Annotated in this window: 20 protein-coding genes and 1 pseudogene; 11 read left to right on the top strand and 10 right to left on the bottom strand. The window is 59.4% G+C overall.

All coding sequences use genetic code 11. The features are described from left to right. Positions 1 to 1,777, top strand: a pseudogene (locus ASC80_RS10335) (PHA/PHB synthase family protein). 26 nt (positions 1,778 to 1,803) lie between these two features. On the opposite strand, the gene ASC80_RS10330 reads toward ASC80_RS10335, so the two are convergent. The 3 genes from ASC80_RS10330 to ASC80_RS10320 form a co-directional block, all read right to left on the bottom strand. Continuing rightward, the gene (locus ASC80_RS10330) at positions 1,804 to 2,010 is read right to left on the bottom strand and encodes a YgaP family membrane protein (RefSeq protein ID WP_056296422.1); all 207 of its coding nucleotides are present in this window, start codon (positions 2,008 to 2,010) and stop codon (positions 1,804 to 1,806) included. Between the two features lie 171 nt (positions 2,011 to 2,181). Further along, complete coding sequence (locus tag ASC80_RS10325; protein WP_056298675.1) at positions 2,182 to 3,363, bottom strand: acetate/propionate family kinase; 1,182 nt, start codon at positions 3,361 to 3,363, stop codon at positions 2,182 to 2,184. A gap of 34 nt (positions 3,364 to 3,397) precedes the next feature. Next, on the bottom strand, positions 3,398 to 5,818 hold the full coding sequence (locus ASC80_RS10320) for a phosphoketolase family protein (RefSeq protein ID WP_056296418.1): 2,421 nt from the start codon (positions 5,816 to 5,818) through the stop codon (positions 3,398 to 3,400). A 382-nt stretch (positions 5,819 to 6,200) separates the two neighbouring features. On the opposite strand from ASC80_RS10320, the gene ASC80_RS10315 reads away from it, so the two are divergent. Then, positions 6,201 to 8,894 (top strand): bifunctional acetate--CoA ligase family protein/GNAT family N-acetyltransferase, encoded by a 2,694-nt coding sequence (locus tag ASC80_RS10315; protein ID WP_056296415.1) that lies wholly within the window; start codon positions 6,201 to 6,203, stop codon positions 8,892 to 8,894. Positions 8,895 to 8,918: 24 nt separating this feature from the next. Here the strand turns inward: ASC80_RS10315 and ASC80_RS10310 are convergent, their stop codons facing one another. The 6 genes from ASC80_RS10310 to ASC80_RS10285 all read right to left on the bottom strand — a co-directional run bounded on the left by ASC80_RS10310 (position 8,919) and on the right by ASC80_RS10285 (position 14,263). Next, the gene (locus ASC80_RS10310; RefSeq protein ID WP_056296412.1) at positions 8,919 to 10,511 is read right to left on the bottom strand and encodes an MBL fold metallo-hydrolase RNA specificity domain-containing protein; all 1,593 of its coding nucleotides are present in this window, start codon (positions 10,509 to 10,511) and stop codon (positions 8,919 to 8,921) included. Further along, complete coding sequence (locus tag ASC80_RS10305; protein ID WP_056296411.1) at positions 10,508 to 11,428, bottom strand: ribose-phosphate pyrophosphokinase; 921 nt, start codon at positions 11,426 to 11,428, stop codon at positions 10,508 to 10,510. The genes ASC80_RS10310 and ASC80_RS10305 overlap by 4 nt, the downstream gene beginning before the upstream one ends. Beyond that, entirely contained in the window at positions 11,425 to 12,975 is a 1,551-nt protein-coding gene (locus tag ASC80_RS10300; RefSeq protein WP_056296408.1) for a thymidine phosphorylase family protein, read from the bottom strand. Before ASC80_RS10300 ends, ASC80_RS10305 begins: the two co-directional genes overlap by 4 nt. Before the next feature lie 62 nt (positions 12,976 to 13,037). After that, entirely contained in the window at positions 13,038 to 13,445 is a 408-nt protein-coding gene (locus ASC80_RS10295; protein WP_056296406.1) for a hypothetical protein, read from the bottom strand. 52 nt (positions 13,446 to 13,497) lie between these two features. After that, positions 13,498 to 13,986 carry a phage holin family protein gene (locus tag ASC80_RS10290; protein ID WP_056296403.1) on the bottom strand — a complete coding sequence of 163 codons (489 nt, stop codon included), beginning with the start codon at positions 13,984 to 13,986 and terminating at the stop codon, positions 13,498 to 13,500. A 1-nt stretch (position 13,987) separates the two neighbouring features. Then, complete coding sequence (locus ASC80_RS10285) at positions 13,988 to 14,263, bottom strand: hypothetical protein (RefSeq protein ID WP_056296400.1); 276 nt, start codon at positions 14,261 to 14,263, stop codon at positions 13,988 to 13,990. Positions 14,264 to 14,432: 169 nt separating this feature from the next. Between ASC80_RS10285 and ASC80_RS10280 the strand changes: the two genes are divergently transcribed. The 3 genes from ASC80_RS10280 to ASC80_RS10270 are packed head-to-tail and all read left to right on the top strand — an operon-like array spanning position 14,433 to position 17,454. After that, complete coding sequence (locus ASC80_RS10280) at positions 14,433 to 15,569, top strand: ABC transporter permease (RefSeq protein WP_056296396.1); 1,137 nt, start codon at positions 14,433 to 14,435, stop codon at positions 15,567 to 15,569. Positions 15,570 to 15,571: 2 nt separating this feature from the next. Continuing rightward, positions 15,572 to 16,345 (top strand): ABC transporter ATP-binding protein, encoded by a 774-nt coding sequence (locus tag ASC80_RS10275; RefSeq protein ID WP_056296394.1) that lies wholly within the window; start codon positions 15,572 to 15,574, stop codon positions 16,343 to 16,345. 2 nt (positions 16,346 to 16,347) lie between these two features. Then, positions 16,348 to 17,454, top strand: a complete 1,107-nt coding sequence (locus ASC80_RS10270; RefSeq protein WP_056296391.1) for an ABC-type transport auxiliary lipoprotein family protein — start codon at positions 16,348 to 16,350, stop codon at positions 17,452 to 17,454. A gap of 13 nt (positions 17,455 to 17,467) precedes the next feature. Here the strand turns inward: ASC80_RS10270 and ASC80_RS10265 are convergent, their stop codons facing one another. Continuing rightward, complete coding sequence (locus tag ASC80_RS10265; RefSeq protein WP_156464349.1) at positions 17,468 to 17,785, bottom strand: c-type cytochrome; 318 nt, start codon at positions 17,783 to 17,785, stop codon at positions 17,468 to 17,470. Between the two features lie 295 nt (positions 17,786 to 18,080). Here ASC80_RS10265 and ASC80_RS10260 point away from each other — a divergent pair, with 295 nt between their 5' ends. The 6 genes from ASC80_RS10260 (at position 18,081) to ASC80_RS10240 (ending at position 23,678) form a co-directional block, all read left to right on the top strand. Beyond that, positions 18,081 to 18,635 (top strand): cytochrome b, encoded by a 555-nt coding sequence (locus ASC80_RS10260; RefSeq protein WP_056296388.1) that lies wholly within the window; start codon positions 18,081 to 18,083, stop codon positions 18,633 to 18,635. Next, positions 18,632 to 19,891 carry an APC family permease gene (locus ASC80_RS10255; protein WP_082512506.1) on the top strand — a complete coding sequence of 420 codons (1,260 nt, stop codon included), beginning with the start codon at positions 18,632 to 18,634 and terminating at the stop codon, positions 19,889 to 19,891. The genes ASC80_RS10260 and ASC80_RS10255 overlap by 4 nt, the downstream gene beginning before the upstream one ends. A 310-nt stretch (positions 19,892 to 20,201) precedes the next feature. After that, positions 20,202 to 20,396 carry a periplasmic nitrate reductase, NapE protein gene (gene napE, locus ASC80_RS23025; protein ID WP_082512505.1) on the top strand — a complete coding sequence of 65 codons (195 nt, stop codon included), beginning with the start codon at positions 20,202 to 20,204 and terminating at the stop codon, positions 20,394 to 20,396. A gap of 8 nt (positions 20,397 to 20,404) precedes the next feature. Continuing rightward, a complete protein-coding gene (locus tag ASC80_RS10250) occupies positions 20,405 to 20,716 on the top strand; it encodes a chaperone NapD (protein ID WP_056296387.1) in 312 nt (103 codons plus the stop codon). Continuing rightward, positions 20,713 to 23,208, top strand: a complete 2,496-nt coding sequence (gene napA, locus ASC80_RS10245; RefSeq protein WP_056296384.1) for a periplasmic nitrate reductase subunit alpha — start codon at positions 20,713 to 20,715, stop codon at positions 23,206 to 23,208. Before ASC80_RS10250 ends, napA begins: the two co-directional genes overlap by 4 nt. Beyond that, on the top strand, positions 23,181 to 23,678 hold the full coding sequence (locus ASC80_RS10240; RefSeq protein WP_056296381.1) for a nitrate reductase cytochrome c-type subunit: 498 nt from the start codon (positions 23,181 to 23,183) through the stop codon (positions 23,676 to 23,678). Before napA ends, ASC80_RS10240 begins: the two co-directional genes overlap by 28 nt. Positions 23,679 to 23,681 lie beyond the last annotated feature (3 nt).

Genomic DNA, 23,681 nt, shown 5'->3' with positions numbered 1-23,681 from the left:
ATGCCCGCGAATTCTATCCTGCCGAAGACGGAATCGCTGCTCTCGCTGGCGCCAGCCAGAGATGAAGCAAAGGCGCAGCCAAGTTGCGAACGCGATACTCAGGTTCAACTAAAGAACGTCGGTGAATCCGAGCCGGCTGATCGCGCGTTTCATGCGGCGCTGGCGCAGTTTAGCGGAGGCATTTCGCCCGTTGCGTTGTTACTCGCCTATACCGACTGGCTCTCGCATTTGGCGGCCTCGCCACAGCGCCAACTCGAGATTTCTCAAGAGGCGGTATGCGACGGAAAGCGATTCTTTGACGCCGCGCAGCATTTTTTTACAGCTGGCCAGGGGCCTTGGTCTCTGATCAAGCCGCAGGCGCAGGATCGGCGTTTTACCCAGCCGGAGTGGAAAAATCCGCCCTTTAACTTGGTTGCCCAGGCGTTTCTGCTCGGCGAACAATGGTGGCACAATGCGACCACCGGCGTGCGTGGCGTCGCTAGGCAGAACGAGGCAATCGTCGAATTCTCGGTCCGGCAGATGCTGGATGTGCTGGCTCCGTCCAATTTCGCCGCGACCAACCCCGAGGTACTGCAGAAGGCTTTCCAGAGTGGCGGCGCGAATTTTGTGTTCGGTTGGCAGAACTGGTACAGCGACTGGATCCGCCTCTTGTCAGGCGGGCGGCCAGTGGCCGACAGTGACTTTGTCGTCGGTGAAAGTATTGCGACTTCGCGTGGTAAAGTCGTTTTCCGCAACGAACTGATCGAATTGATCCAGTACTATCCGACAACGGACAAGGTGCGTCCCGAGCCGATCCTGATCGTGCCGGCCTGGATTATGAAATACTACATTCTCGACCTCTCACCACGAAACTCGCTGGTGAAGTACCTTACCAGTCAGGGCTTCACCGTGTTCATGATCTCATGGCGCAATCCGGACGGGGCAGATCGCGACATCACTTTTGACGATTATCGCAGGCTCGGCGTGGAAGCCGCACTTGCTGCCATCGAGGGCATCCTGCCAGCCCGAAAAATTCATGCGCTGGGCTACTGTCTAGGCGGCACCTTGCTCTCGATCGCGGCCGCCACAATGGCACGCGAAGACGATGCTGACGCTGTTTATCAACGAAAGCCAGGTCTCGTTTCTGGAAGACATGATGTGGCAGCGCGGTGTTCTGGACACGACGCAGATGGCGGGCACATTTCAGTTATTGCGCTCCAACGACCTGATCTGGTCACGAATTACCCGAGACTATTTGATGGGAGAGCGGGCGCCACCGAGTGACATCATGGCGTGGAGCGCAGATGCGACGCGATTGCCGTACCGCATGCATTCGGATTATCTGCGCAAGCTGTTCCTCAACAACGATCTGGCCGAGGGACGTTATCTTGTTGAGGGAAGGCCGATTTCGCTGTCGGACATTCACACGCCGACGTTCGTGGTCGGAACTGTTCACGATCATGTGGCGCCCTGGAAGTCGACCTACAAGATCCACTTTCAGGTCGATGCGGACGTGACGTTCCTTTTGACCAGTGGCGGCCACAATGCGGGAATTGTAGCGCCGCCAGACGAGGAGGGGCACACCTACCGGATGAGGACGAAGGCCGCCGACGACAACTACACCGGCCCCGATGAATGGCTGAAGACGGTCGAACTGGTCGAAGGATCGTGGTGGCCGGAATGGACAAAGTGGCTGGTTACACGCTCTGGTGAACCTTCAGAACCACCACGTATGGGCATTAGATTTGCTGATGAGCGGGTCTTACCCGATGCGCCCGGTGACTACGTTCGCCTATGAGGTTAAGTGTGCCGCGAAGCCGCCGGTTACTGGCGAACTCGGCATGTCGAGTAGCCGAATATGGTATAAAGCGGGCATCTCTTAAAGAAAGCGGTCAGGAGCAGCACCAAGCCGATTAATCCGGCCCAGTGCCAACCTTGAATGGGCAGGCCGCCCTGAAACGCATAGGCGACCAAAACCAAACCCACCACGATCCGTACATACTGATCAATCGTACCCACATTTGCCGGCATGATCTTTTCCTTCCGATAAGCCTCGGTGCTTGAACCAAGCCAAGATCGCACGGAGCGCCGGATTGGGCTTTGATCTGTCTCAACCTTGAATTCTCGATTGGATGAAGCCGACCAGATTCGTCATCGGACCAGAACCTCTCAGGTTGCAATATTGCGCAGGCAGCGAAATGCTCAATGCACTGCTCGTAGTATTTCCGAGCAATGCCGTGCAATCGTGGTTTCTTCGCTTGTGGGAATGACACGCACATCAATCCTGCTGGTCTCTGTGCTGATACATTCATTCCCTTGATCATTGGCGGAATGGTCGACCTCCGCTCCCAGCCACTGCAGCCGTTCGCATACTTGCTGCCTTATTTCTGAGCTATGCTCGCCGATGCCACCGGTAAAAACCAGGCGCTCCAGCCCGCCGAGGGTATTTGCCATTGCCGCGACTTCTCTGGCAACGCGAAACGTGAATAGCTCGATTGCCTCGGCAGCACGTGAATCCTCGCTGGCAAGCAGCGCGCGCATATCGGCGGAAATGCCGGAGACGCCGAGCAGTCCGGATTCCAGATAAAGCGTGTGCTGGAGGTCATCGAGTGACATGCCGTACTGCTGAAGGTACAGCAGCACGCCAGGATCGATGGCGCCGCTACGCGTTCCCATCATCAGGCCGTCCAGCGGGGTGAGGCCCATGGTGGTATCAACGCTTTTACCGTGGCGCATGGCGCAAAGGCTCGCCCCATTGCCGAGATGCGCCACCACGGAGCGCTTGCCGGCCAAGATCGGCGAGATCTCCTTCAGGCGGTTGGCAATGAATTCGAAAGAAAGTCCATGAAAACCGTAGCGCCGGATGCCCATATCTTCGAACCGTCGAGGGATCGCAATGCGGCTAACGGGTGGCGTCAAGCCACAGTGGAAAGCGGTGTCGAAGCAGGCAATTTGCATGAGACCGGGCCGCAGTGACCTGATGGTCCGCATCGACGACAGGCAGCGCGGCTGATGCAAAGGCGCAAGCGGCGTCAGCGCGGCCATCTTCTCAATGGTATTGTCGGTGACTTCGGCAGGACCGTTGAAATCGCGTCCGCCGTGAACGACGCGATGCCCGATGGCGACTAAGGTGCCGCCAGCGAGATAGTCATTGCTCCAATCCATGATGTCGGCGAGCAGGGCATCGGCATTATTGTCGGCTGGTGCGCGTCGCTTCTCGAACAAGTGATTGCCGGTGGCGTCGGTCATGGTGACGCCTGGCTTGGCCTCGTGTTCGTCAAGGAGTCCCTTGCCGAGCAAGCGCGGCTCAGTCCCCGAAATATCGAACAATCCGATTTTAATGCTCGATGAGCCGGCATTCAGGACCAGGACGGCGTCGGACATCATCGATATTCCTAAGTGACAGGCGAGGCGATCGTCAGTAGCCAGTTGGCGCCGAAGTTTGCCCAGCCGCGCTGCTTCGCCAGGCCCAGTTGCGAATTTGCGGCATGTCTTCGCCGTGTTCGCGGATGTAGTGGGAATGCTCGATCAATGCGTCGCGAAATTTCTGCTTGATGTGGGCTGCAGCGATACTGAGGCCGGGAACGCGTTCAACGACCTCGATCGCGAGATGAAACCGGTCAAGCTCGTTCAACACCACCATGTCGAACGGCGTCGTCGTGGTGCCTTCTTCCTCAAAGCCGCGGACGTGCATTCCAGCATGGTTGGTCCGGTTATAGGTCAGGCGATGAATCAGGTAGGGATAGCCGTGATAGGCAAAAATCACCGGCCGGTCACACGTGAAGATGTCGTCGAAATCGCGTTCGCTAAGCCCGTGCGGATGCAGCTCCTTCGGCTGCAGCGTCATGAGATCGACCACGTTGACGACACGGATTTTCAGCTCGGGCAGGGATTGTCGAAGGAGGTCCACCGCAGCCAGGGTTTCGATCGTCGGAACGTCGCCGGCGCAAGCCATCACGACATCAGGCTCGGAGCCTTCGATTTCGCTACCGGCCCATCTCCAGATTCCGATACCCGCATCGCAATGCGTCGCCGCCTGCTGCATGGTCAGCCACTGCGGCGAAGACTGTTTGCCGGCAACGATCACGTTGATCCTGTCATAGGTCCGTAAGCAATGATCGGTAATCCAGAGCAGCGTGTTGGCGTCAGGCGGAAAGTAGATGCGGACGATGTCGGCCTTCTTGTTGGCGACGAGATCGACGAAGCCCGGATCCTGGTGGCTGAAGCCGTTGTGGTCCTGCTGCCAGACGTGGGAGGTCAGGAGATAGTTGAGCGAGGCGATCGGGCGTCGCCAAGGCAGGCTGCGCGAAACCTTCAGCCACTTGGCGTGCTGGTTGAACATGGAGTCCACGATGTGGATGAAGGCCTCGTAGCAGGAGAACAGGCCGTGCCGGCCGGTGAGCAGATATCCCTCCAGCCAACCCTGGCAGAGGTGTTCGCTCAACACCTCCATCACTCGGCCGTCCTGAGTCAGGTGAACATCGTAAGGTTCGGTGCTCTCCATCCAGACCCGGTCGGTCACCTCGAATACCGCATCGAGGCGGTTGGAAGCGGTTTCATCCGGTCCCATGATGCGAAAGTTCCGCGCCTCAGCGTTCAGACGGACGACGTCGCGGAGGAAGCGTCCCATCGTGCGCGTTGCCTCGGCCTTCACGCCGCCGGGTCGGGGCACATCAACGGCATAATCCCGGCAGTCCGGCAGCTTCAGGTCGCGTTTCAACGATCCGCCATTGGCATGTGGATTGGCGCCCATTCGCCGCTCGCCCGTCGGCGCAAGGGCCTGTAATTCCGGGAGCAGACGGCCCGTGTCGTCGAACAACGTTTCGGGCTGATAGCTGCGCATCCATTGATCGAGCAGCTCCAGATGCTTGGGATTTCCACGGGGATTGGCAATCGGGACCTGGTGCGCGCGCCAGAAGCCCTCGACCTTTAAGCCATCAACTTCCTTGGGGCCGGTCCAGCCCTTGGGGCTGCGGAGCACGATCATCGGCCATTTCGGGCGATCGCTCGTCTTGCGTCCGTCACGCGCGATGTTTTGGATCGCGCGAATGCTCTCAATTGCCTGCTTCAAGATGTCGGCCATCCGCCGATGCATCAGCCTTGGTTCATCACCTTCAACGAACAGCGGTTCGTGGCCATAGCCGGCAAAGAGGTGCCGGATCTCCTTGTCGTCCATCCGGCCGAGCACGGTGGGATTCGCGATCTTGTAGCCGTTAAGATGAAGAATTGGGAGAACCGCGCCGTCATGAACGGGACTCAGGAATTTGTTGGAATGCCATGAGGCAGCCAACGGTCCGGTTTCGGCTTCGCCGTCGCCAATCACGCAGGCGACCATTAGGTCGGGGTTGTCGAAAGCCGCGCCGTAGGCGTGGACCAGTGCATAACCGAGTTCGCCGCCCTCGTGGATTGACCCCGGCGTTTCCGGAGCGGCGTGGCTGGGGATGCCGCCGGGAAAGGAAAATTGGCGGAACAGGCGACGCAACCCATCGGTATCTCGGCCGATATCGGGATAGATTTCGCTGTAGGAGCCTTCCAAATAGGTATTTGCGACCACGGCGGGTCCGCCGTGACCGGGTCCGCAAACATAGATGACGTTGAGGTCCAGGGCCCGGATGGCACGATTGAGGTGGGCATAAATGAAATTCAGCCCGGGCGTCGTGCCCCAGTGCCCTAGCAACCTCGGCTTGATGTGCTCTGACCGCAGCGGTTCCTGCAGCAGCGGATTATCGAGCAAATAAATCTGACCGACCGACAGATAGTTTGCGGCGCGCCAGTAGCGGTCCACCAGATTCAGGTCCTCGGCATCCGCCTGCTGGTGGTTCGTTCCCGTCGTTGTCATCCTGATCCCTTCGAGCCGACCTGCGTATCAACCGGATCGAAGGCAGATCGATCCGTCCTTCCAAAGCGAAAGGTCGATCCGGGCGTCAGCACAGCGAGCAGTTGCAAGAAGCGGCCGACCTGTTCCGACTAGAACCGGCCTCGCGCCATCCATACGGTAATGACCACAGTCCTCGATGATCAACACCAAGTAAGTTTTGCACGCCATATCAGATCGGACCTTGATCCGTCTCAACAAGGAACAATCGATTTGACGTAGGAAAGCGTGACGAAGTTGTCATCGGGCGGAGAATGCGCCTAGTTACAATGTCGTCCCATGGACGCATTGCACAGAAGCGCGGCTGAACTCACAAAGGGCCGGTGCTCGCCAGGTATCGAGACCGATGTCGACCTATGGTCTGAAAAATCTGCTGGCCCCCCGTTCGGTCGCACTGGTCGGTGCCAGTCCACGCAAAGGCTCGGTTGGCCGCGCGATTCTCGGCAACATCCAAAAATCGCAGTTCAAAGGCGAATTCGGGCTGGTCAATCCGCGGTATTCGGAGATCGACGGCAGTAGCGCCGCTGGCAGCCTCGCCGAACTATCCTTTGTGCCGGAATTGGTTGTAATCACGGCACCGGCTACGTCGATTCCAGGCCTGATCGATGAAGCGGGCCGCCGCGGCGCGGCAGGCGCGGTTATTATCAGCGCCGGGCTTGGCCACGGTCCGGGCTCGCTGGCGAATGGAACGGAAAAAGCCGCGCAAAAGTATGGAATGCGGCTGATTGGTCCCAATTGCCTAGGCATCATGATGCCCGGCGCCAATCTCAATGCGAGTTTCTCCGCGCACATGCCGAATAAAGGAAGTCTGGCGCTGATCTCGCAGTCCGGCGCGATCGCTGCAGGTATGGTGGATTGGGCGGCGCAGCGCGCGGTGGGCTTTTCCGGGGTCGTGTCCATCGGCGACCAGCTCGATGTCGATATCGCCGACTTGCTTGACTACTTCGCGCTCGATGCGGAGACGCAGGCTATTCTGCTCTATATCGAAGCAATCAAGGATGCTCGGAAATTCATGTCGGCGGCGCGGGCCGCCGCGAGGATCAAACCTGTCGTCGTCGTCAAATCCGGCCGCATGGCGCAGGGCGCCAAAGCCGCAGCAACCCATACCGGTGCGCTGGCAGGATCCGATGCGGTTTACGATGCCGCGTTCCAGAGGGCCGGCGTGCTGCGAGTCTCGGACCTGCGCGAATTGTTCGACTGCGCTGAAACGTTGGGGCGCCTCAAATCGCCTCCCGGCAAGCGGCTGGTGATCTTGACCAATGGCGGCGGCATCGGCGTGCTCGCGGTCGATCGACTGGTCGAACTGGGTGGCGTTCCCGCCGCTATGACTCCTGAGATTTGGGCCAAGCTGGACGCGGTGTTGCCACCGACATGGTCGGGCTCAAATCCCGTCGATATCGTCGGCGATGCTGGCCCCGCACGGTACGCGGCGGCGCTCGAAGTGTTACTTGCCGATTCCGGCAATGACGCTGTTCTGGTGATGAACGTGCAGACAGCGATCGCGCGCGCGGACGAGATTGCCGGCGCCGTCACCGAGATCGTCCGGAATTATCGCGAGCAACGTCGCGAGTTATCCAAGCCGGTACTTGCCGTCTGGATCGGCGCGGACCAAAAGATTAGTGCTCTCCTGAGCGGCGCCGGGATTCCGAATTATCCCACCGAGGACGATGCCGTGCGCGGCTTCATGCATCTCGTGCGGCATCGTGAGGCGGTGGAGGTGTTGGCGCAGGTTCCGCCGGCGATGCCCAGTTCGTTTGCGCCCGACACCGAGGGGGCCCGGCGGATCGTCGCTGACGCGCTGGCCGATGACCGTCAATGGCTCGATCCGATCGAGATCAAGCGACTGTTTGACGCCTATGACATCGCGATGGTGCCGACCTATGCGGCCACCGATGCCGAGCAGGCGGTGGCTCAAGCCTCGGTCATTTTGGCGCAAGGATCGACGGTCGTGCTGAAGATCATGTCGCGTGATATCGTGCATAAATCCGATGTCGGCGGCGTCGTTCTCAATCTCACCAGCGCCGACGCAGTTCGAGCAGCGATGTCGGATATTTTGGCGCGGGCGAAAACGATGCGGCCGGACGCACGGATATCCGGCGTCATGGTGCAGGCGATGGTACTGCGGCCGAAGGCGCGCGAGCTCATTCTGGGCCTCGCCGACGATCCGACCTTCGGCACCGTCATGGTATTCGGCTGCGGCGGCACGGCGGTCGAGATCATCAACGACAAGGCGCTGGCGCTTCCGCCGCTGGATTTGCAATTGGCGCGCAGCATGATCGAGCGCACCCGCGTTTCACGATTGCTACGCGCCTATCGCGACGTGCCGGCGGTCAAGGAAGACGCGGTCGCGATGGTGCTCGTCAAGCTGGCGCAGATGGCCGCGGACATTCCCGAAATCCGCGGACTTGATATCAATCCACTGCTGGCGGATGAAACGGGCGTGCTGGCCGTTGATGCGCGTACTGCGGTCGGGCGCGTAGAGCGCAAATTCCGCGGTTCTGGGCCCGCCAACTTCGCCGTGCGGCCCTATCCGTCACAATGGCAGCGCCACCTCGAGGTCAAGGATGGCTGGCGGGTCTTTGTACGTCCGATCCGTCCGGAGGACGAGCCGCTGATCCATGAATTCCTGCGTCATGTCACCAGCCACGATTTGCGGCTGAGGTTCTTTGCGTCGATGAAGGAATTTTCCCACGATTTCATCGCGCGGCTGACCCAGCTCGACTATGCGCGCGCGATGGCCTTTGTCGCCTTCGACGAGATCACCAATGAGCTGCTGGGCGTGGTTAGAATACATTCGGATTCGATCTATGAGAGTGGCGAATACGGGATCCTGTTGCGATCCGATCTCAAGGGCAGGGGGCTGGGCTGGGCTTTGATGCAGTTGATCATCGAATATGCCAAATCCGAAGGTCTCAAGGCTATCTCCGGCGATGTGCTGACCGAAAACACCGTCATGCTGGCGATGTGCCGCAGCCTCGGCTTTGAGGTGGAGTCCGATCCGGCTGAGCACGATATTTGCAGCGTCAGGCTTGCGCTCTAGCCTGCTCACGAAATCGGGACGCTTTCACTCGTCCAACGCGCGCCGCAGCCTTCGAATGATGACGCTGCGCGCACGATCGTCCGCGGCAGTCTCAATGCGATCGTTGATGTCGAGGACGAGTTTTGACATGTCGTTGTGCCAGTCGAGCCTGACCACCGCTTCCGGCGCCAACCGTCTTCGATGGGAGCTATCGAGGAGCGTCGGGGCCGCAGTCGACAATTCATAAATGTCATCCAGAAGCGGCTGAAAAACCTGTGTTGCTGGTATGATCCGTTCGGAGATGCGATCCGCGAGGCCGGCAATTGCAGGCTCTTCACCGTGAACCAGGAACAGACCGCGCTGGATCGGACGGCGCGCGGCGATCCATCGTGCGAGCTCAGATCCATCGGCATGTCCGGAATAGTCGTCGATGGTGCGAATTCGCGCCCCGACCTTGATCTCGTCGCCCTGGATGCGAACGGCCTTCGCACCGTCAACAAGAAATCGGCCGAGCGTTCCCTGGGCCTGGAAGCCGACCAGCAGAACGGTCGCCCGCGCACTCCACAACCAGTTCTTCAGATGGTGCCGTATACGTCCGGCATCGCACATGCCGCTGCCGGCGATGACGATATGAAAGCCGGTGAGCTTGGCGATGGCCTTGCTCTCGTCGACCGTTTCGGTGAAGCGGAGCTGCGGCGAGTTCAAAAGCCTTCGTACGTCGACATTGGGATCCAGGTTCGCCGCATGTTTGCGAAAAACCTCGGTGGCGCGGATCGCGAGCGGAGAATCGAGAAAAATATGCGCGGCCGGTACCTCGCCGCGTTCCATCAGGTCGACCAGATCGACGATCAGTTCCTGGGTTCGTTCCACCGCGAAGGCCGGAATCAGGAGTGCACCCTTGCGGGCTGCCGCTTCGCGGACTTCTACGGACAGACGCGCGCGGCGAGCATCAGCCGTGGTCGGTGCTCGCTCTCTATCCCCGTAGGTCGATTCCGAGATGACGTAGTCGAATCCGGTAGGCGCTTCAGGATCGGGCTGCAACAGTTTGGCGTCGGGGCCGATGTCGCCGGAGGCCAGAATGCGAAGCGGCTTCTGCGAAGGCTCCTGGTGCGCGATTTCGATCTCGATCGAGGCAGACCCGAGCAAATGCCCGGCGTTCCAGTAGCGCGCGCGGACACCCGGAATCACGTCGACCCATTTTTCGTAGTCGACGGCCATGAAGGACTGCAACGAGGCAATCGCATCGGCCTGCGTATAGATCGGGCTGACCTCAGTCCGGCCGCGCGCCGCATTGCGCCGGTTCAGGGCAGCGACCTCGAACTCCTGGATATTGCCGGCGTCCGGCAGCATGTAGGAACACAGATCGATGGTGCCGCGCGTCGCCAGAATGCGGCCGGAAAAACCGTTGCGCACCAGCTTCGGCAGTAGGCCGCTATGGTCGATATGGGCATGGGTCAGGAGAACCGCGTCGATGTCGGCGGCGCGAAATGGAAACGGCCTGTAGTTCAGCTCTTTCAGGGTTTTCTGCCCCTGGAACAGGCCGCAATCGACCAGGAAGCGTCCGGACGGGGTTTCAAGGAGATAGCAAGAGCCCGTTACGGTATGGGCCGCGCCGCAAAATCGGATCGTTACGCTCATCGGGATGCCTCGGGAACATTTGCAAACGCCATTTCTTCTTGCAAGGCGTCGATGAATAGATTGTCGAGCGTGATGGCGTTGGTCGAGTGCGGTACGCTGTACGTCGAACGGATCGAGCGAATGCCGGACTGAAGCAGGTCGCGGCAGAGTTCTTCCGGGAACAGCGCGTGCGTGACGATGGCGTCGATCATCGTTGCGCCAGCCGACGCCAGCGCTCCGGCGCAGGCGATCATGGTGCCACCCGAGGAGACGATATCGTCCACAATCAGGACAGGGTGACCGGAAATGCGTGCTGGTTCCGGAAGTCCGATCTCGACCGAGCGGTCGCCGCGCCGGATCTTTTGCGCAACGGTATGGGAGAGCCCGAGCCGACCGGCGAGGTCGCTGACCCAGGGCCGTGATTCTGCGTCCGGTCCCACCACTACGGTTGCCGGATCAAGACCGGCTTTGCGCAGTGCGTCTGATATCGCCGGCATCGCCGAGAGATTATCGGATGCGATCCCCGGAAACACCATTCCGATGTCACGCGTGCGGTGCAGATGCGCATCGACGGTGATCACGCGATCGACGCATCCGGTGAGCATCACGCCGATGATCTTTTGGCTGATCGCTTCGCCTTCATGGAAAGCTGTGTCTTGGCGCATGTAACAGAGATACGGCGTCAGCAACACGAGGTGCTTCGCGCCCCCGCGTCGCAACGCGTCGGCGGCGAAGGTAAGCGCAATCAGTTTCTCGTTCGGTCGGTCGAGCGATGCATAGATGATCGTCACGGGCGAAGCCGGTGCGGCCGTCACCCGTATTTCCCCGTCGGGAAATCCGTGGATCCCAATTTCATGACAGGGAATCCCGAGCCGTGCCGCGAGCCGGGTGGCGTCGCGCGACGATGATGGCAGGCTCTGAATGATGGCCGCGTTCACGGCGCCATCTCGCCGGTTACCTGGTGCCCGGTTCCGATTGTATAACCGCAATTCGCCTTTGCGGCGGTCGCGGCCAGATCGAGTTCCGACTGGTCATAGGCATGGATTCGATAAAGCGGCTGGCCTTGCTCGACGTGATCGCCGAGCTTGCTGAATAGCCTGATGCCGGCGCCCTTGTCGATCGGTGCGCCGGCGGTGCGGGCAAGGCGGTTCAACTGTAGGCAATTGATCTCGGAAATGACGCCGTCTTCTGCGGCGAGGAGGTCGAAAGTCAGCTTGCCGACATCGTTGCGGCAGTTCGAGGGGCCCTGCGCATCGATGATTGCCTGCATTTTCTTCATCGCCGCGCCGCTGTCGAGCAGTTCGCGCGCGCGCGCATAGCCGGCCCCACCCCGCATTTGTGGGTCATATTCCAGAAGATGCGCCGCGAGCCGCAGCGATTTTTCACGCAGGTCGCCGAGCGCGGAGGCGTCGTTGGTCAGCACAGACATGACGTCCTCCGCTTCCAGAACGGGACCGATGCCATTGCCGATTGGCTGGCGCCCATCAGTCGTAATAACCTCGACGGCAACACCGAAGCGGTCGCCGACGAACTCAAACAGCTTCCTGAGCCGCATCGCGTCGGTGGCGTTGGCCAATTTCGCTGTCGGGCCGACCGGCAAATCGATCAGGAGATGAGTAGAACCGGCCGCTACCTTCTTCGACATGATGGAGGCCACCATCTGCTCGCGGGTATCAAGGCTAAGCGGTCGTTCGACGGAGATCAAAATATCATCGGCTGGCGACAGGTTGACGTGCCCGCCCCAGACCAGGCAGCCGCGGCATGCAGCAACAATCTCCCTCATCTCATCGACGCTGACATCGACCCTGGTCAACACTTCCATGGTGTCGGCGGTGCCGGCCGGCGAGGTGATCGCCCGCGAGGAGGTCTTGGGAATGGTGAGCCCATGTGCCGCCACAATCGGGACCACGATCATCGAGGTGCGGTTGCCCGGGATACCGCCGATGCAGTGTTTATCGACGACGATGGTGTCAGGCCACTTCAATTGCGTCCCGGCATCCGCCATCGCCCGGACCAAGGCAAGCACCTCACCGCTGGTCATGAAGCTGGCGAATCCGACCAGGAACGCCGCGATCTCCATGTCGGAGTAGCGATAATGGGTGACATCGCGGATGATGGCTTCGATTTCGGCCGTTTGAAGAGTTTGACCCTGGATCTTGGCGCGAACAGCATCAAGACTCTCAGGCGAGACTGCGGGACTGACCGTGACGAGGCTGCCCGTGGGCTCGTCAAAGCGGCGGAAGACCGGTTCGGACAGGCCGATATCATTGGTGCCGACCAAAGCGTCATCGTCTGTAATCAACAGCGTCGCCAGTACGACTTTGGAACTAGTCCGCAATTCGACCCGGCTGAAGCCGCGGAAGACATCGGGCCGTAAGGCGCGCGAATGACGTGAGATCACCACCACGTTTTCGCGGCCTGTATCCAGGCTTATGCGACGAACTCTCAGTTGCGGACGGGTGGTGTCGGCATTCTTATCGGCCATCGTCGATCTCTCCGTCAGGTGTCGATGGCCAGGGCAGCCGGATTGATTGAGTCTCGCCTATGTTACAGGTGTGAAACCGTCGTCACGCGATAGGTATGCATCTGTCCATGCTCGTTGATTGAGATATATTCGCCGACGACAAAGCGCTCGTCGCCGAAATGATAGCCGGCTTCGTCGGGCAGGTTGGCTTCGCCGTCATAGTGAAAGCCCCATCCACCAGCATGATAGACAAGATGACCAAGCTGGCTCTCTTCGTTTGGACGGTGTCGCGCGACGCGGCAGGCGTCGCGATGGGCTCGCCATAGCTTTTCGTTGATGCGTCCCTCGGTATCGATCGGCGCGATGAAGGTATACGCAACTTCAGTGTCGCCTTCGGGATGACCGGGCTCTCGGGCCAACACGATACGAACCTGACGGAATTGGGCCGGTAGCGATGCGTTAAGGATAGGCTTGAGTTGAGGATTGGACATGTTGAAAATGCTCCTTGGATTGCGAGGACGACGACCAATTAACCCGCAGTGATCAGGGTTGCTCGACCGTAGCTGCCGCAGGCGCGACAGCTGTGGATTTCTTCAGGCTCCTGACAATGATCGTGATCAGCGGAACCAGCAGTAGCGGCAGGGCGGTGTTCAGCGGATGATGGACCATGCCGAAAAAATGCGCTTGCGCCGCCCTTGCTTCGATTTGGAGTGCGTCAACGGCGGATGCATGAATTTCGTTCGCAAGTTCAAGCTCTCGGCCGGAAGATGGCCTCCCTGCGAAGACGAAGAGGACCGTGGCAATAATAAAATTGATCGCGCCAAGGACGGCCGCTGCGGAAATTGCCCCCCAGATTTGCACCAAAACAAAATAGGCCGCCAGCTCCAGCATCAAGAGGCCGAAGGCCGCAATCAGCGCAGCGAACGCCCGCAAGCCGAGACCGATCAGCATATGCTTCATCCTGATTTCGGCGATGATCCGGTCGGCTCGCCAAAGCGTGCGCAGGGTCTTGATGACATTCTCGCTGTTCACCTCAGTGTCTCCTCAGCATGAAGCCGACGACGACGCCGAGCGCGAAAGCCGACGCCATTGTTGCAACCGGTCGCTCCGCGATCAGCGCCTCGGCATGATCTTCTTGTTCGTTCAAAGTTTTGCCGAGTTCGTTCAAGGCGGCCTTGATCTGGTCGGCGATGGCGTCGGCGCGGTTCTTGGCGACGTCAAACATTCCTTCGGCTCCGTTACTTAAAAGCCGCGACGCTTCGTCCTTGAGCGCCTGCAGTTCGTCACCCAGCTCGCTTGAATTGAACATCACACTCACTCGCATTGCCTGATCTGTTCAATTGTAGCGGAGCCCGGACCGCCGCAATTGATTTGCGTCAACGATGACGAGCAATAGCTGCTTGGGCGGTTTGAGGCAGGTCAACATGGGAGCGCCGCCTGCGACGTAGAAAGGGTGTTATGTCCTAGAGGGAACCATTGTGGCGACCGCACCTCTGTTAACGGCCATGCCATCTGGCGGCCTGCTTGAATTGCGCCCCAGCGGCTCCTGGACGGCAGCCAACGCGTCTATCCTTGAGCAGCTGTCCAACGATGTCATGCCGCAGCTCGATCGCTCCAGTACCATCAGGCTGGATATGGCCGAGGTGCGCGAACTCGACACGCTGGGCGCGTGGTTGCTTGAAAAGATCACGCGGCGGGCGGTGTTGGCTGGACACCGCGCCGACGTGGTCGGTGTGGCTAACAACCATGCCGGCCTGATCGAGGAAATTCGTGAGGTCAATCGTCATAACCCGGCAGCGCCGCGCGCGCCCAATCCGATCGTCGCCAAGGTCAACGATCTTGGCCGCTTCACGATCGGTGCGCGCGGAGATGTAATTGCGTTTTTGCAGATGCTGGGTTCGCTTTTCATGGCGCTGTTCAGCATCCTGCGACGACCGCAGTCGCTGCGGCTGACCTCTCTAGTTTATCAGCTTTACAGGGTGGGCTGGCAGGCGATCCCGATCGTCTTGCTGATCACCTTTCTGATCGGTGCCATCATCGCCCAGCAGGGCTTCTTCCATTTCCGCAAATTCGGTGCGGATTCTTATGTCGTCGACATGGTTGGCATTCTGGTGCTGCGCGAACTGGGTGTGTTGATTGTTGCGATTATGGTCGCCGGCCGTTCGGGGAGCGCCTACACGGCAGAACTCGGCTCGATGAAGATGCGTGAGGAAATCGATGCCCTCTCAACTATGGGACTCGACCCGGTTGAGGTGCTTATTTTGCCCCGCGTCATTGCGCTGGTGTGCGCGCTGCCGATCCTGAGCTTCATCGGCTCGATGGCCGCGCTGTATGGCGGTGGCCTGGTCGCGCAATTCTATGGAGGCATGGGGCCGGCGATCTACATCGCGCGACTGCACGATGCGGTGTCAGTTACCAGTTTCGAGGTGGGGATCATCAAGGCGCCGTTCATGGCGCTGGTCATCGGCGTCGTCGCTTGCAGCGAAGGTCTGCGGGTGAAGGGAAGCGCCGAATCGCTTGGCAAGCAGACCACGACATCGGTGGTGAAATCGATCTTTCTCGTGATTGTGCTCGACGGATTGTTCGCGGTGTTCTTCGCGTCGGTCGGAATGTAGTGATGCAGGACGCAACTGGGCAGTTCGCGATCCGTGTACGCGACCTTGTCGTTGGCTTCGGCGAACATGTCGTGATCGATAGTCTCGCGATCGACGTGCAAAGGGGCGAGATCCTGGGCCTCGTCGGCGCATCCGGCGGTGGCAAGTCGGTTCTGATGCGGACAATCATCGGATTGATTCCACGGCGGAGCGGAGAAATCGAAGTCATGGGCACCGTAATCGGCGAGGGTCGGGCGACTTCGGGGGCCGCGGGGCAGTGGGGCATCCTGTTCCAGCAGGGCGCGCTGTTTTCGTCGCTGACGGTGCGACAGAACATCCAGTTTCCGTTGCGCGAGAACCTCGATCTCTCGGACGTGCTGATGGATGAAATCGCTACCGCCAAACTCGAAATGGTAGGACTCAAGCCTGAGGACGGCGACAAATTTCCCTCCGAATTGTCCGGCGGCATGACCAAGCGGGTGGCGCTGGCGCGGGCGCTCGCACTCGATCCCGCCATCGTATTTCTCGACGAGCCGACGTCAGGCCTGGACCCGATCGCTGCGGGGGATTTCGACGTCTTGATCAAGACATTGCAGAAAACACTGGGGCTGACGGTGTTTATGGTCACTCATGATCTCGCCAGCCTCAACACCGTCTGTGACCGAGTCGCGGCGTTGGCGGACGGAAAAATCGTGGCGATCGGCCCGATGCAGGACCTGCTTCAATCGAAACATCCCTGGGTGCGGGCCTATTTCCACAGCAAGCGCTCCCGAATGCTGCAACCTCTGGCGAGTTGAATATGGAAACCCGCGCTCCTTTCGTCGTTGTCGGTGTTTTCGTCCTTGCTGCCATCGCTGCCGTATTCGGCTTCGTCTACTGGTTGCACAACACCGGCGGCCTCGGCCCGCGTGCGAGCTATCAGATCCAGTTCGAGGGCCCGGTGCCGGGGCTCCTAGTTGGCGCCGCCGTATTGTTCAACGGCATCCGGGTCGGTGAGGTCACTGAACTCGGTCTCGCTTCGGACGATCCGCGCGGCGTGAAGGCGGTGGTCTCGGTGGCGTCGTCCACGCCGGTGCGCACCGACACCAAGGTCGGCCTGGAATTCCAGGGCCTGACCGGCGTTCCCGTCGTCGCGCTGGAAGGCGGTACGATGGTGGCCAATGCTGGGAAGGTGCCGACACTGATTGCTGAACCCGGCGCCGGTCAAGGCATGACCCAGGCGGCCCGCGATGCTTTGCGAAGGGTGGATTCCGTTCTCGCGGAGAACTCCGAGCCGTTGAAGGAAACCATCGCCAATTTCAAGGTATTTTCTGAAGGACTGGCGCGCAACACCGCCAAACTCGACGGCATCGTCGCTGGCCTCGAACGGATGACAGGCGCGACTGCCCCTCCACCAAAGATCACCTACGATCTGCCCGCTTTGCAAAGCCAGGGGCCAGCTGCCAAAATCATACACGGGCGGCTTGCGATTCCGACACCCACGGCGGTCGCCATGCTGGAGACGCAGCGTTTCCTGTTCTCGCCCGCGCAGGAATATCCTAGCTTCACCCAAGCGATGTGGGCCGATGCCATACCGAGGCTTGTGCAGGCGAGGTTGATCGACAGCTTCGAGAATTACGACATCTTGCACGCGCCACTTCGGGAGACCGAAATCGGACAATCGGATTTCCAGCTTCTGATCGATGTCAGGTATTTCCGCGTTGCTGTGGTAGCCAGGCCTGCAGCCGAGATTGGATTGTCGGCACGGATTGTCGACAAGAGTGGCAATGTTGTAGCTGCGCGTCTCTTTGAGGAAAGCGAGACCTTCGATCAGATCCAGCCACCGGAGGCTGCCGCCGCGTTCTGCGAGGCGTTTGGTAGGATCGCAAAGGACATGATCGCATGGACGGTGCAAGCGCTGCCGTAGTGACTCCGGGCAGTCATTCGAGACTCTTCAAATATGACAGAAGATCATTGATCTGATCCGGCTCGAGCTGGAACTCGGGCATAGTCGGATGGCCCGTGGAGATGCCTTCAGCCAACGCTTCGCCCAGGGCCTCGATAGGGTAGCGTAGGTGCAGAGTCCGGAACGGAGGCGCGATCTTCAACGGACTCGGGGTTACCCGATCCACCGAATGGCATCTTGCGCAATTGGTGATGGCGAATGTTTTGCCGCGCTGCTCGGCCGGCGACATGGCCAGAGCCGGCGTTGTCACCAAGAGCATGAAAAGTGTTTGTCGCAGAGCCAGTCGCAGCATCGCGAATCAATCCCTTCAAAATGCGCAGCAGAAGAGGATTTTGATAATGCGGCGAAATGGATCGTCCTTGATCTAAATCAAGGGGCGCATGGTCATTTTCTTGCAAGCGATCCAACTCGGCCGCTCAAGCGCGGCGTGGATTCCGTCGAACAGCAGCAAACAGCCGATCATCCTGCAACGAACCGACCGTGCCTTCAGCGTCTTCAGAGCCAATGAGGTATCGAACCGGACCATGCTTTGATGCAGGTCAAAGGCTTTACCGCAAGCCCGGATAGCGTTGTCCGGAGGCTTTCAGATGCAGCTGCAAAATACCGCCCAGAGCTACAGCACCGTCTCCAAGGTGCTGCATTGGTGGATGGCCGTTCTTGTCGTGGTGTGCTGGATGCTCGGTGTTTTCACGAGTGGCCAGGTGGAATTAACAAGCCGGGCCGTCACTCTATTTGTTCACATCACGGTGGGGCTGGCATTGCTCGATGTTCTCGTGCTGCGAGTGCTCTGGCGCGCCGTGTCTTCGCCGCCTCCGGCCGAGCGCGCGATATTTGGGATATGGCCCTGCATAGGAAGGCTGGTGCATTATCTGCTCTATGCAATGCTTCTGATGGTGCCAGTCACCGGCATCGTGCTTCAATTCTCCTATGGCAAGGGCCTGCCACTTTACGGTTTAATTGAAATCCCGTCGCCTCTGGTATCCGATGCCACGCTCGCAAATATCATGATCGAGGTCCACAAGTTGTCCGCTCATGCGTTAATCATGCTGGCGGCTACGCACGCACTTACAGCCCTTGTTCATCATTACGTTTTTCGCGATCGCACCCTCGTACGGATGCTGCCAGGTTCGGATGACTCATGACAGGCCGCGCACCCCCAATTCTCGCCGGTGTGACGTCCCGCGCGCCGTTCACCGTCACGACACTCAAACGACGCCTTGGGCTGCCGTTGCTTGTTCTTTATGGCACCGGCATCACGATTGGCGCGGGTATTTATGTGCTCATTGGCACGGTTGCCGGTCACGCCGGTGTCTATGCACCGTGGTCGTTTCTGCTCGCCGCTGCCATCATGGCGCTCACCGTCGCTTCGTACATTGAATTGTGCACGCGGTTTCCGGTTAGCGCAGGAGAGGCGGCATATGTAAGGGCCGCCTTCGAGTCGCGTTCACTTTCTATTTTGGTTGGTTTGCTGACGATCGGCATTGCGACGGTTTCCTCCGCGGCTGTGGCGCTGGGGGCCGCCGGTTACATCCAGCAGTTTCTGGACTGGCCCAGAGACCTGATCGTTGTGGCGGTTGTCGTTATCCTCGGGGTCGTCGCGGCGTGGGGCATTCTAGAATCGGTGTTGCTGGCCAGCCTGTTCACGATGATTGAAGTGGGGGGCCTCGTTGCGATTATTGCCACCGCTATCTATTCGGACGTTCCAATCGCTGCAACGCTCACGAATGTTCCACCGTTGGAGGCCACAGCGCTGTCCGGTATTGCGCTTGGCAGCCTGCTGGCTTTCTTCGCTTTCATCGGTTTCGAGGATTTAGCCAATGTGGTTGAAGAGGCTAAGCAGCCGCGCCGGGACATTCCTCGCGCAATGGTGTTGACGCTGATCATATCGACCGTGTTGTACGTTCTCGTTGCGGCAGTTGCAGTTAGTACCGTGTCGATTGAACGCCTTGCGTTGTCGCCGGCACCGCTCAGCCTGGTCTTTCGCGCGGTGGCAGAGGTTAGTCCGAGGGCGATCAGCTTTATCGCGATTGTTGCGACCCTGAATACGATTCTAGCCCAGATGACCATGGCCTCGCGCGTAATTTACGGATTAGCGCGCGATGGAGATTTGCCAAACGCGCTTGCGGGGGTTCATCCTGCTACAGGAACACCCGTTATGGCGACTGCATTGATCGTGGCCTGTGTGATGCCGCTCGCGCTGTCGGTCCCGTTCGCTTGGCTGGCGGAAGGAACGTCGCTGGCAACCCTTGTGGTCTTTGCTCTGGTCAATATAGCATTGCTGAGGCTTCGGTATCGGGGGGCCTTATCTTCGCATCCTCATGTCAGCGTGCCGATCTGGGTACCAGCGCTAGGGGTTATTGCCTGCATCGCGATGATAGCGAGTTCGTTTCTCAAGTGACGAGCGCGATATATCGTAACGCTCGACAGCATGTATCCTGGCAGAATTGTGCGGCTCTTGATGATTATTTCTTGTCTGTCAGCGTGCCGCATCAATCGCCCGTTTTAGGTAGGCGATTTCGCTATTTCGTCGATATGAGATCTCCTAAGGGATCCAAATTTCATATCAGTGGGGTCCATTATCTGGCATCTTGGTCTTCGGGTTAATCGGATAGTTCGCTCTGTCGCTCTTCGCGGCTATTTTGATCTTGCCGCACCCGTCACGCACCGATAACCTGTACCCGGTGGATGTCCTTCCAAAAGGCGCACTCATGGACACGGTTTCCGACCAGTCCGAAGCCAGAGATCATCCCGTCCCCCCGCATACGCGGCGCGACGAATTCATTGTATTTTCCATTATTGCTGCGCTGATCTGGCCGATCGTTGCCGTTGGCATTGTTGGCGGATATGGTTTTGTAGTCTGGATGTCGCAACTTGTGTTGGGCCCGCCGGGGCCGCCACCCTAAGAGGCACCATGAAAAGCGATCGGGTCTCACGACGGTCGTTTCTATCAGGGCAGGTTCAGCCGTCGTCTCTGCACATCTCAAGCGCGGTCGTCTCGGTACTGCCGAAGCATCTTGAAAACGTCGTGCGGTTGCTGTCCGCGCTGCCCGGCGTCGAAGTTCATCACCGCAACGCATCAAAGATCGTCATTGTTCTCGAAGGGCCGGATAGCGGTGCGCTGGGCGCGCGGCTCGCCGAAATCTCGGGATGGGACGGCGTGCTATCCGCCAACATGGTTTACGAGCAGATCGACGATTCTGCCGGGCATGGAGAAGAGCGATGAGCCTCTCACGACGCGACATGCTCAAGGCGCAGGCCGCCGCCATCGCAGCCGCCGCGGCGAATATCTCCGTTCCGGCGATAGCACAGCCCGTCGCGCAAGGGGTCGGATCGCTCCAGATCAAATGGTCGAAGGCGCCGTGCCGTTTCTGCGGCACCGGATGCGGCGTCATGGTCGGCGTCAAGGGCGGCAAGGTCGTCGCCACGCACGGCGATACGTTGGCGGAGGTGAACCGCGGACTGAACTGCATCAAGGGTTACTTCCTGTCGAAGATCATGTATGGCGGCGATCGCCTGACCACGCCGCTGATGCGCAAGAAAAACGGCGTTTACGATAAGAACGGTGACTTTGCGCTGGTGAGTTGGGACGAGGCTTTTGATTTGATGGCCGCCCGGCTGAAGGCGGTGCTCAAGGAGAAGGGGCCGACCGCCGTTGGTATGTTCGGCTCGGGCCAGTGGACGATATGGGAGGGGTACGCGGCGACCAAACTGATGCGCGCCGGCCTCCGCTCCAACAATCTCGATCCCAATGCACGCCACTGCATGGCGTCAGCGGCCTATGCCTTCATGCGTACCTTCGGCATGGACGAGCCGATGGGGTGCTACGACGACTTCGAGGCCGCGGATGCGTTCGTCCTGTGGGGATCGAACATGGCCGAGATGCACCCGATCTTGTGGACACGGCTTACCGACCGGCGGTTGAGCCATCCGCAGGTGAAGGTCGCGGTGTTGTCCACGTTCACGCACCGCAGTTCTGATCTCGCGGACATCCCGATCGTGTTCAAGCCGGGCACCGATCTTGCTATCCTCAACTACATCGCCAACCACATCATCACGACTGGCCGGGTCAACAAGGAGTTCGTCAACAACCATACTTCTTTCGTCAAAGGCGTGACCGATATCGGGTATGGCCTGCGGCCGGACAATCCCCTTGAGAAGAAAGCGAAAGGCGCGGCCAATCCCGCCGCGGTGGAACAGATTGACTTCGATGCCTATGCGAAGTTCGTTAAGGACTACACACTGGAGAAGGTCTCCACGCTGACCGGCGTCGAGCGCGGTTTTCTTCAGGAGCTTGCCGAACTCTATGCCGATCCCAAGCGCAAGGTGATGTCGCTATGGACCATGGGTTTCAATCAGCATGTGCGCGGCGTTTGGGCTAATCAGCTCGTCTACAATATCCATCTCCTGACCGGGAAAATCTCCGAGCCCGGCAACTCGCCGTTTTCACTGACTGGACAGCCATCGGCCTGCGGCACCGCACGCGAAGTCGGAACCTTTGCCCACCGGCTTCCAGCGGATATGACGGTGACCAATCCCGAGCACCGCAAGCACGCCGAAGAGATCTGGCGCATTCCGCGCGGCATCATTCCCGAGAAGCCGGGCTATCACGCGGTCGAGCAGGATCGGATGCTGCGAGACGGCAAGCTCAATTTCTACTGGATTCAGGTCAATAACAACCTGCAGGCAGCCCCCAACAACACGCAGGAAACTTATCCGGGTTATCGCAATCCCGACAATTTCATCGTGGTATCGGATGCCTATCCTACCGTCACTGCGCTCGCAGCGGACGTTATCCTGCCGGCGGCAATGTGGGTCGAGAAGGAAGGCAGCTACGGCAATGCCGAGCGCCGTACCCATTTCTGGCGCCAACTGGTGCAAGCGCCCGGTGATGCGCGCTCCGATCTCTGGCAGATGATGGAATTCTCGAAGCGCTTCACCACCGACGAAGTCTGGCCGGAGGATATTCTTCAGGCCAACCCGAATTATCGCGGCAAGACGCTGTTCGAAGTTCTGTATCGCAATGGAAATGTCGATCGCTTTGCGGCGACCGAAATTCCGGCTGAGTACGACAATCACGAATCCAAGGCATTCGAATTTTATGTTCAGAAGGGCTTGTTCGAGGAATACGCTTCGTTCGGGCGCGGGCATGGCCACGATCTCGCGCCGTTCGACACCTACCATCAAGTACGCGGTCTGCGGTGGCCGGTAGTCGACGGCAAGGAAACCCGCTGGCGCTATCGTGAAGGCCTGGATCCCTATGTGAAGCCCGGCAAGAGCATCGATTTTTATGGCCAGCCCGACGGCCGGGCGAAAATCATCGCCGTTCCCTATGAGCCGCCGGCGGAGTCGCCGGACAAGGAATTCGACCTTTGGCTGGTGACAGGCCGCGTGCTCGAGCACTGGCACTCGGGGTCGATGACCATGCGCGTACCCGAACTCTACAAGGCCTTTCCGGGCGCACGCTGTTTCATGCATGCCGAGGATGCGCGCGAGCGTGGAGTCAATCAGGGTGCCGAGATCAAATTGACGTCCCGGCGCGGCGAAATCAGGACGCGTGTCGATATCCGCGGACGCAACCGCATGCCGCGCGGCGTAGTGTTCGTGCCTTGGTTCGACGCCAGCCAGCTCATCAACAAGACCACGCTTGACGCAACGGATCCGATTTCAAAACAAACGGATTTCAAGAAATGCGCGATCAGGATCACTCCGGTTTAAGCGCGATGGTGCGGCCTCTAATGGGCGCGCTCCTGAGCGGGTTCGTTATTTTTCTAACGGGCGCGATCTACGCGCAGAATGCGCCACAGATCGTGCCGCGCGTCACCGGCAACGCGGTGCCCATGAGCGAGGCGCCGATCCCGCCGCTCGCGCGCCCGATCACCGACGACAAGCGCGTGATGCGCAATTATCCCGAACAGCCGCCAGTGATCCCGCATTCTATCGACGGCTATCAGCTCACGCTGAAGACTAATCGTTGTCTGGATTGTCATCGTCGCCAGTATACGGAAGGGTCTGGCGCGCCGATGATCAGCGTCACGCATTTCATGGACCGCGATGGCCAGGTTCTCGCGGATGTCACGCCGCGGCGCTATTTCTGCACCGCATGTCACGTCGAGCAGACTGACGCCAAACCGCTGGTGCCAAACACGTTCCAGGACATGCTCCAGGTTCACGACCCCAAGCAGTGAGAG

The sequence above is a fragment of the Afipia sp. Root123D2 genome (genome assembly GCF_001425835.1).
Classification (GTDB): domain Bacteria; phylum Pseudomonadota; class Alphaproteobacteria; order Rhizobiales; family Xanthobacteraceae; genus Afipia.
The sequence above is the reverse complement of the archived record's forward strand: the minus strand, read 5'-3'. Positions and strand labels throughout refer to the sequence as shown.

Excerpts from the sequence above, each read along its gene's own strand:
- ASC80_RS10270 (WP_056296391.1), top strand. The coding sequence starts at position 16,348 with ATGGAAACCCGCGCTCCTTTCGTCGTTGTCGGTGTTTTCGTCCTTGCT.
- ASC80_RS10250 (WP_056296387.1), top strand. The coding sequence starts at position 20,405 with ATGAAAAGCGATCGGGTCTCACGACGGTCGTTTCTATCAGGGCAGGTT.
- napA (WP_056296384.1), top strand. The coding sequence starts at position 20,713 with ATGAGCCTCTCACGACGCGACATGCTCAAGGCGCAGGCCGCCGCCATC.
- ASC80_RS10275 (WP_056296394.1), top strand. The coding sequence starts at position 15,572 with ATGCAGGACGCAACTGGGCAGTTCGCGATCCGTGTACGCGACCTTGTC.
- ASC80_RS10330 (WP_056296422.1), bottom strand. The coding sequence starts at position 2,010 with ATGCCGGCAAATGTGGGTACGATTGATCAGTATGTACGGATCGTGGTG.
- ASC80_RS10260 (WP_056296388.1), top strand. The coding sequence starts at position 18,081 with ATGCAGCTGCAAAATACCGCCCAGAGCTACAGCACCGTCTCCAAGGTG.
- ASC80_RS10255 (WP_082512506.1), top strand. The coding sequence starts at position 18,632 with ATGACAGGCCGCGCACCCCCAATTCTCGCCGGTGTGACGTCCCGCGCG.
- ASC80_RS10325 (WP_056298675.1), bottom strand. The coding sequence starts at position 3,363 with ATGTCCGACGCCGTCCTGGTCCTGAATGCCGGCTCATCGAGCATTAAA.
- ASC80_RS10295 (WP_056296406.1), bottom strand. The coding sequence starts at position 13,445 with ATGTCCAATCCTCAACTCAAGCCTATCCTTAACGCATCGCTACCGGCC.
- ASC80_RS10265 (WP_156464349.1), bottom strand. The coding sequence starts at position 17,785 with ATGCTGCGACTGGCTCTGCGACAAACACTTTTCATGCTCTTGGTGACA.
- ASC80_RS10310 (WP_056296412.1), bottom strand. The coding sequence starts at position 10,511 with ATGAGCGTAACGATCCGATTTTGCGGCGCGGCCCATACCGTAACGGGC.
- napE (WP_082512505.1), top strand. The coding sequence starts at position 20,202 with ATGGACACGGTTTCCGACCAGTCCGAAGCCAGAGATCATCCCGTCCCC.
- ASC80_RS10285 (WP_056296400.1), bottom strand. The coding sequence starts at position 14,263 with ATGTTCAATTCAAGCGAGCTGGGTGACGAACTGCAGGCGCTCAAGGAC.
- ASC80_RS10240 (WP_056296381.1), top strand. The coding sequence starts at position 23,181 with ATGCGCGATCAGGATCACTCCGGTTTAAGCGCGATGGTGCGGCCTCTA.
- ASC80_RS10320 (WP_056296418.1), bottom strand. The coding sequence starts at position 5,818 with ATGACAACGACGGGAACGAACCACCAGCAGGCGGATGCCGAGGACCTG.
- ASC80_RS10315 (WP_056296415.1), top strand. The coding sequence starts at position 6,201 with ATGTCGACCTATGGTCTGAAAAATCTGCTGGCCCCCCGTTCGGTCGCA.
- ASC80_RS10300 (WP_056296408.1), bottom strand. The coding sequence starts at position 12,975 with ATGGCCGATAAGAATGCCGACACCACCCGTCCGCAACTGAGAGTTCGT.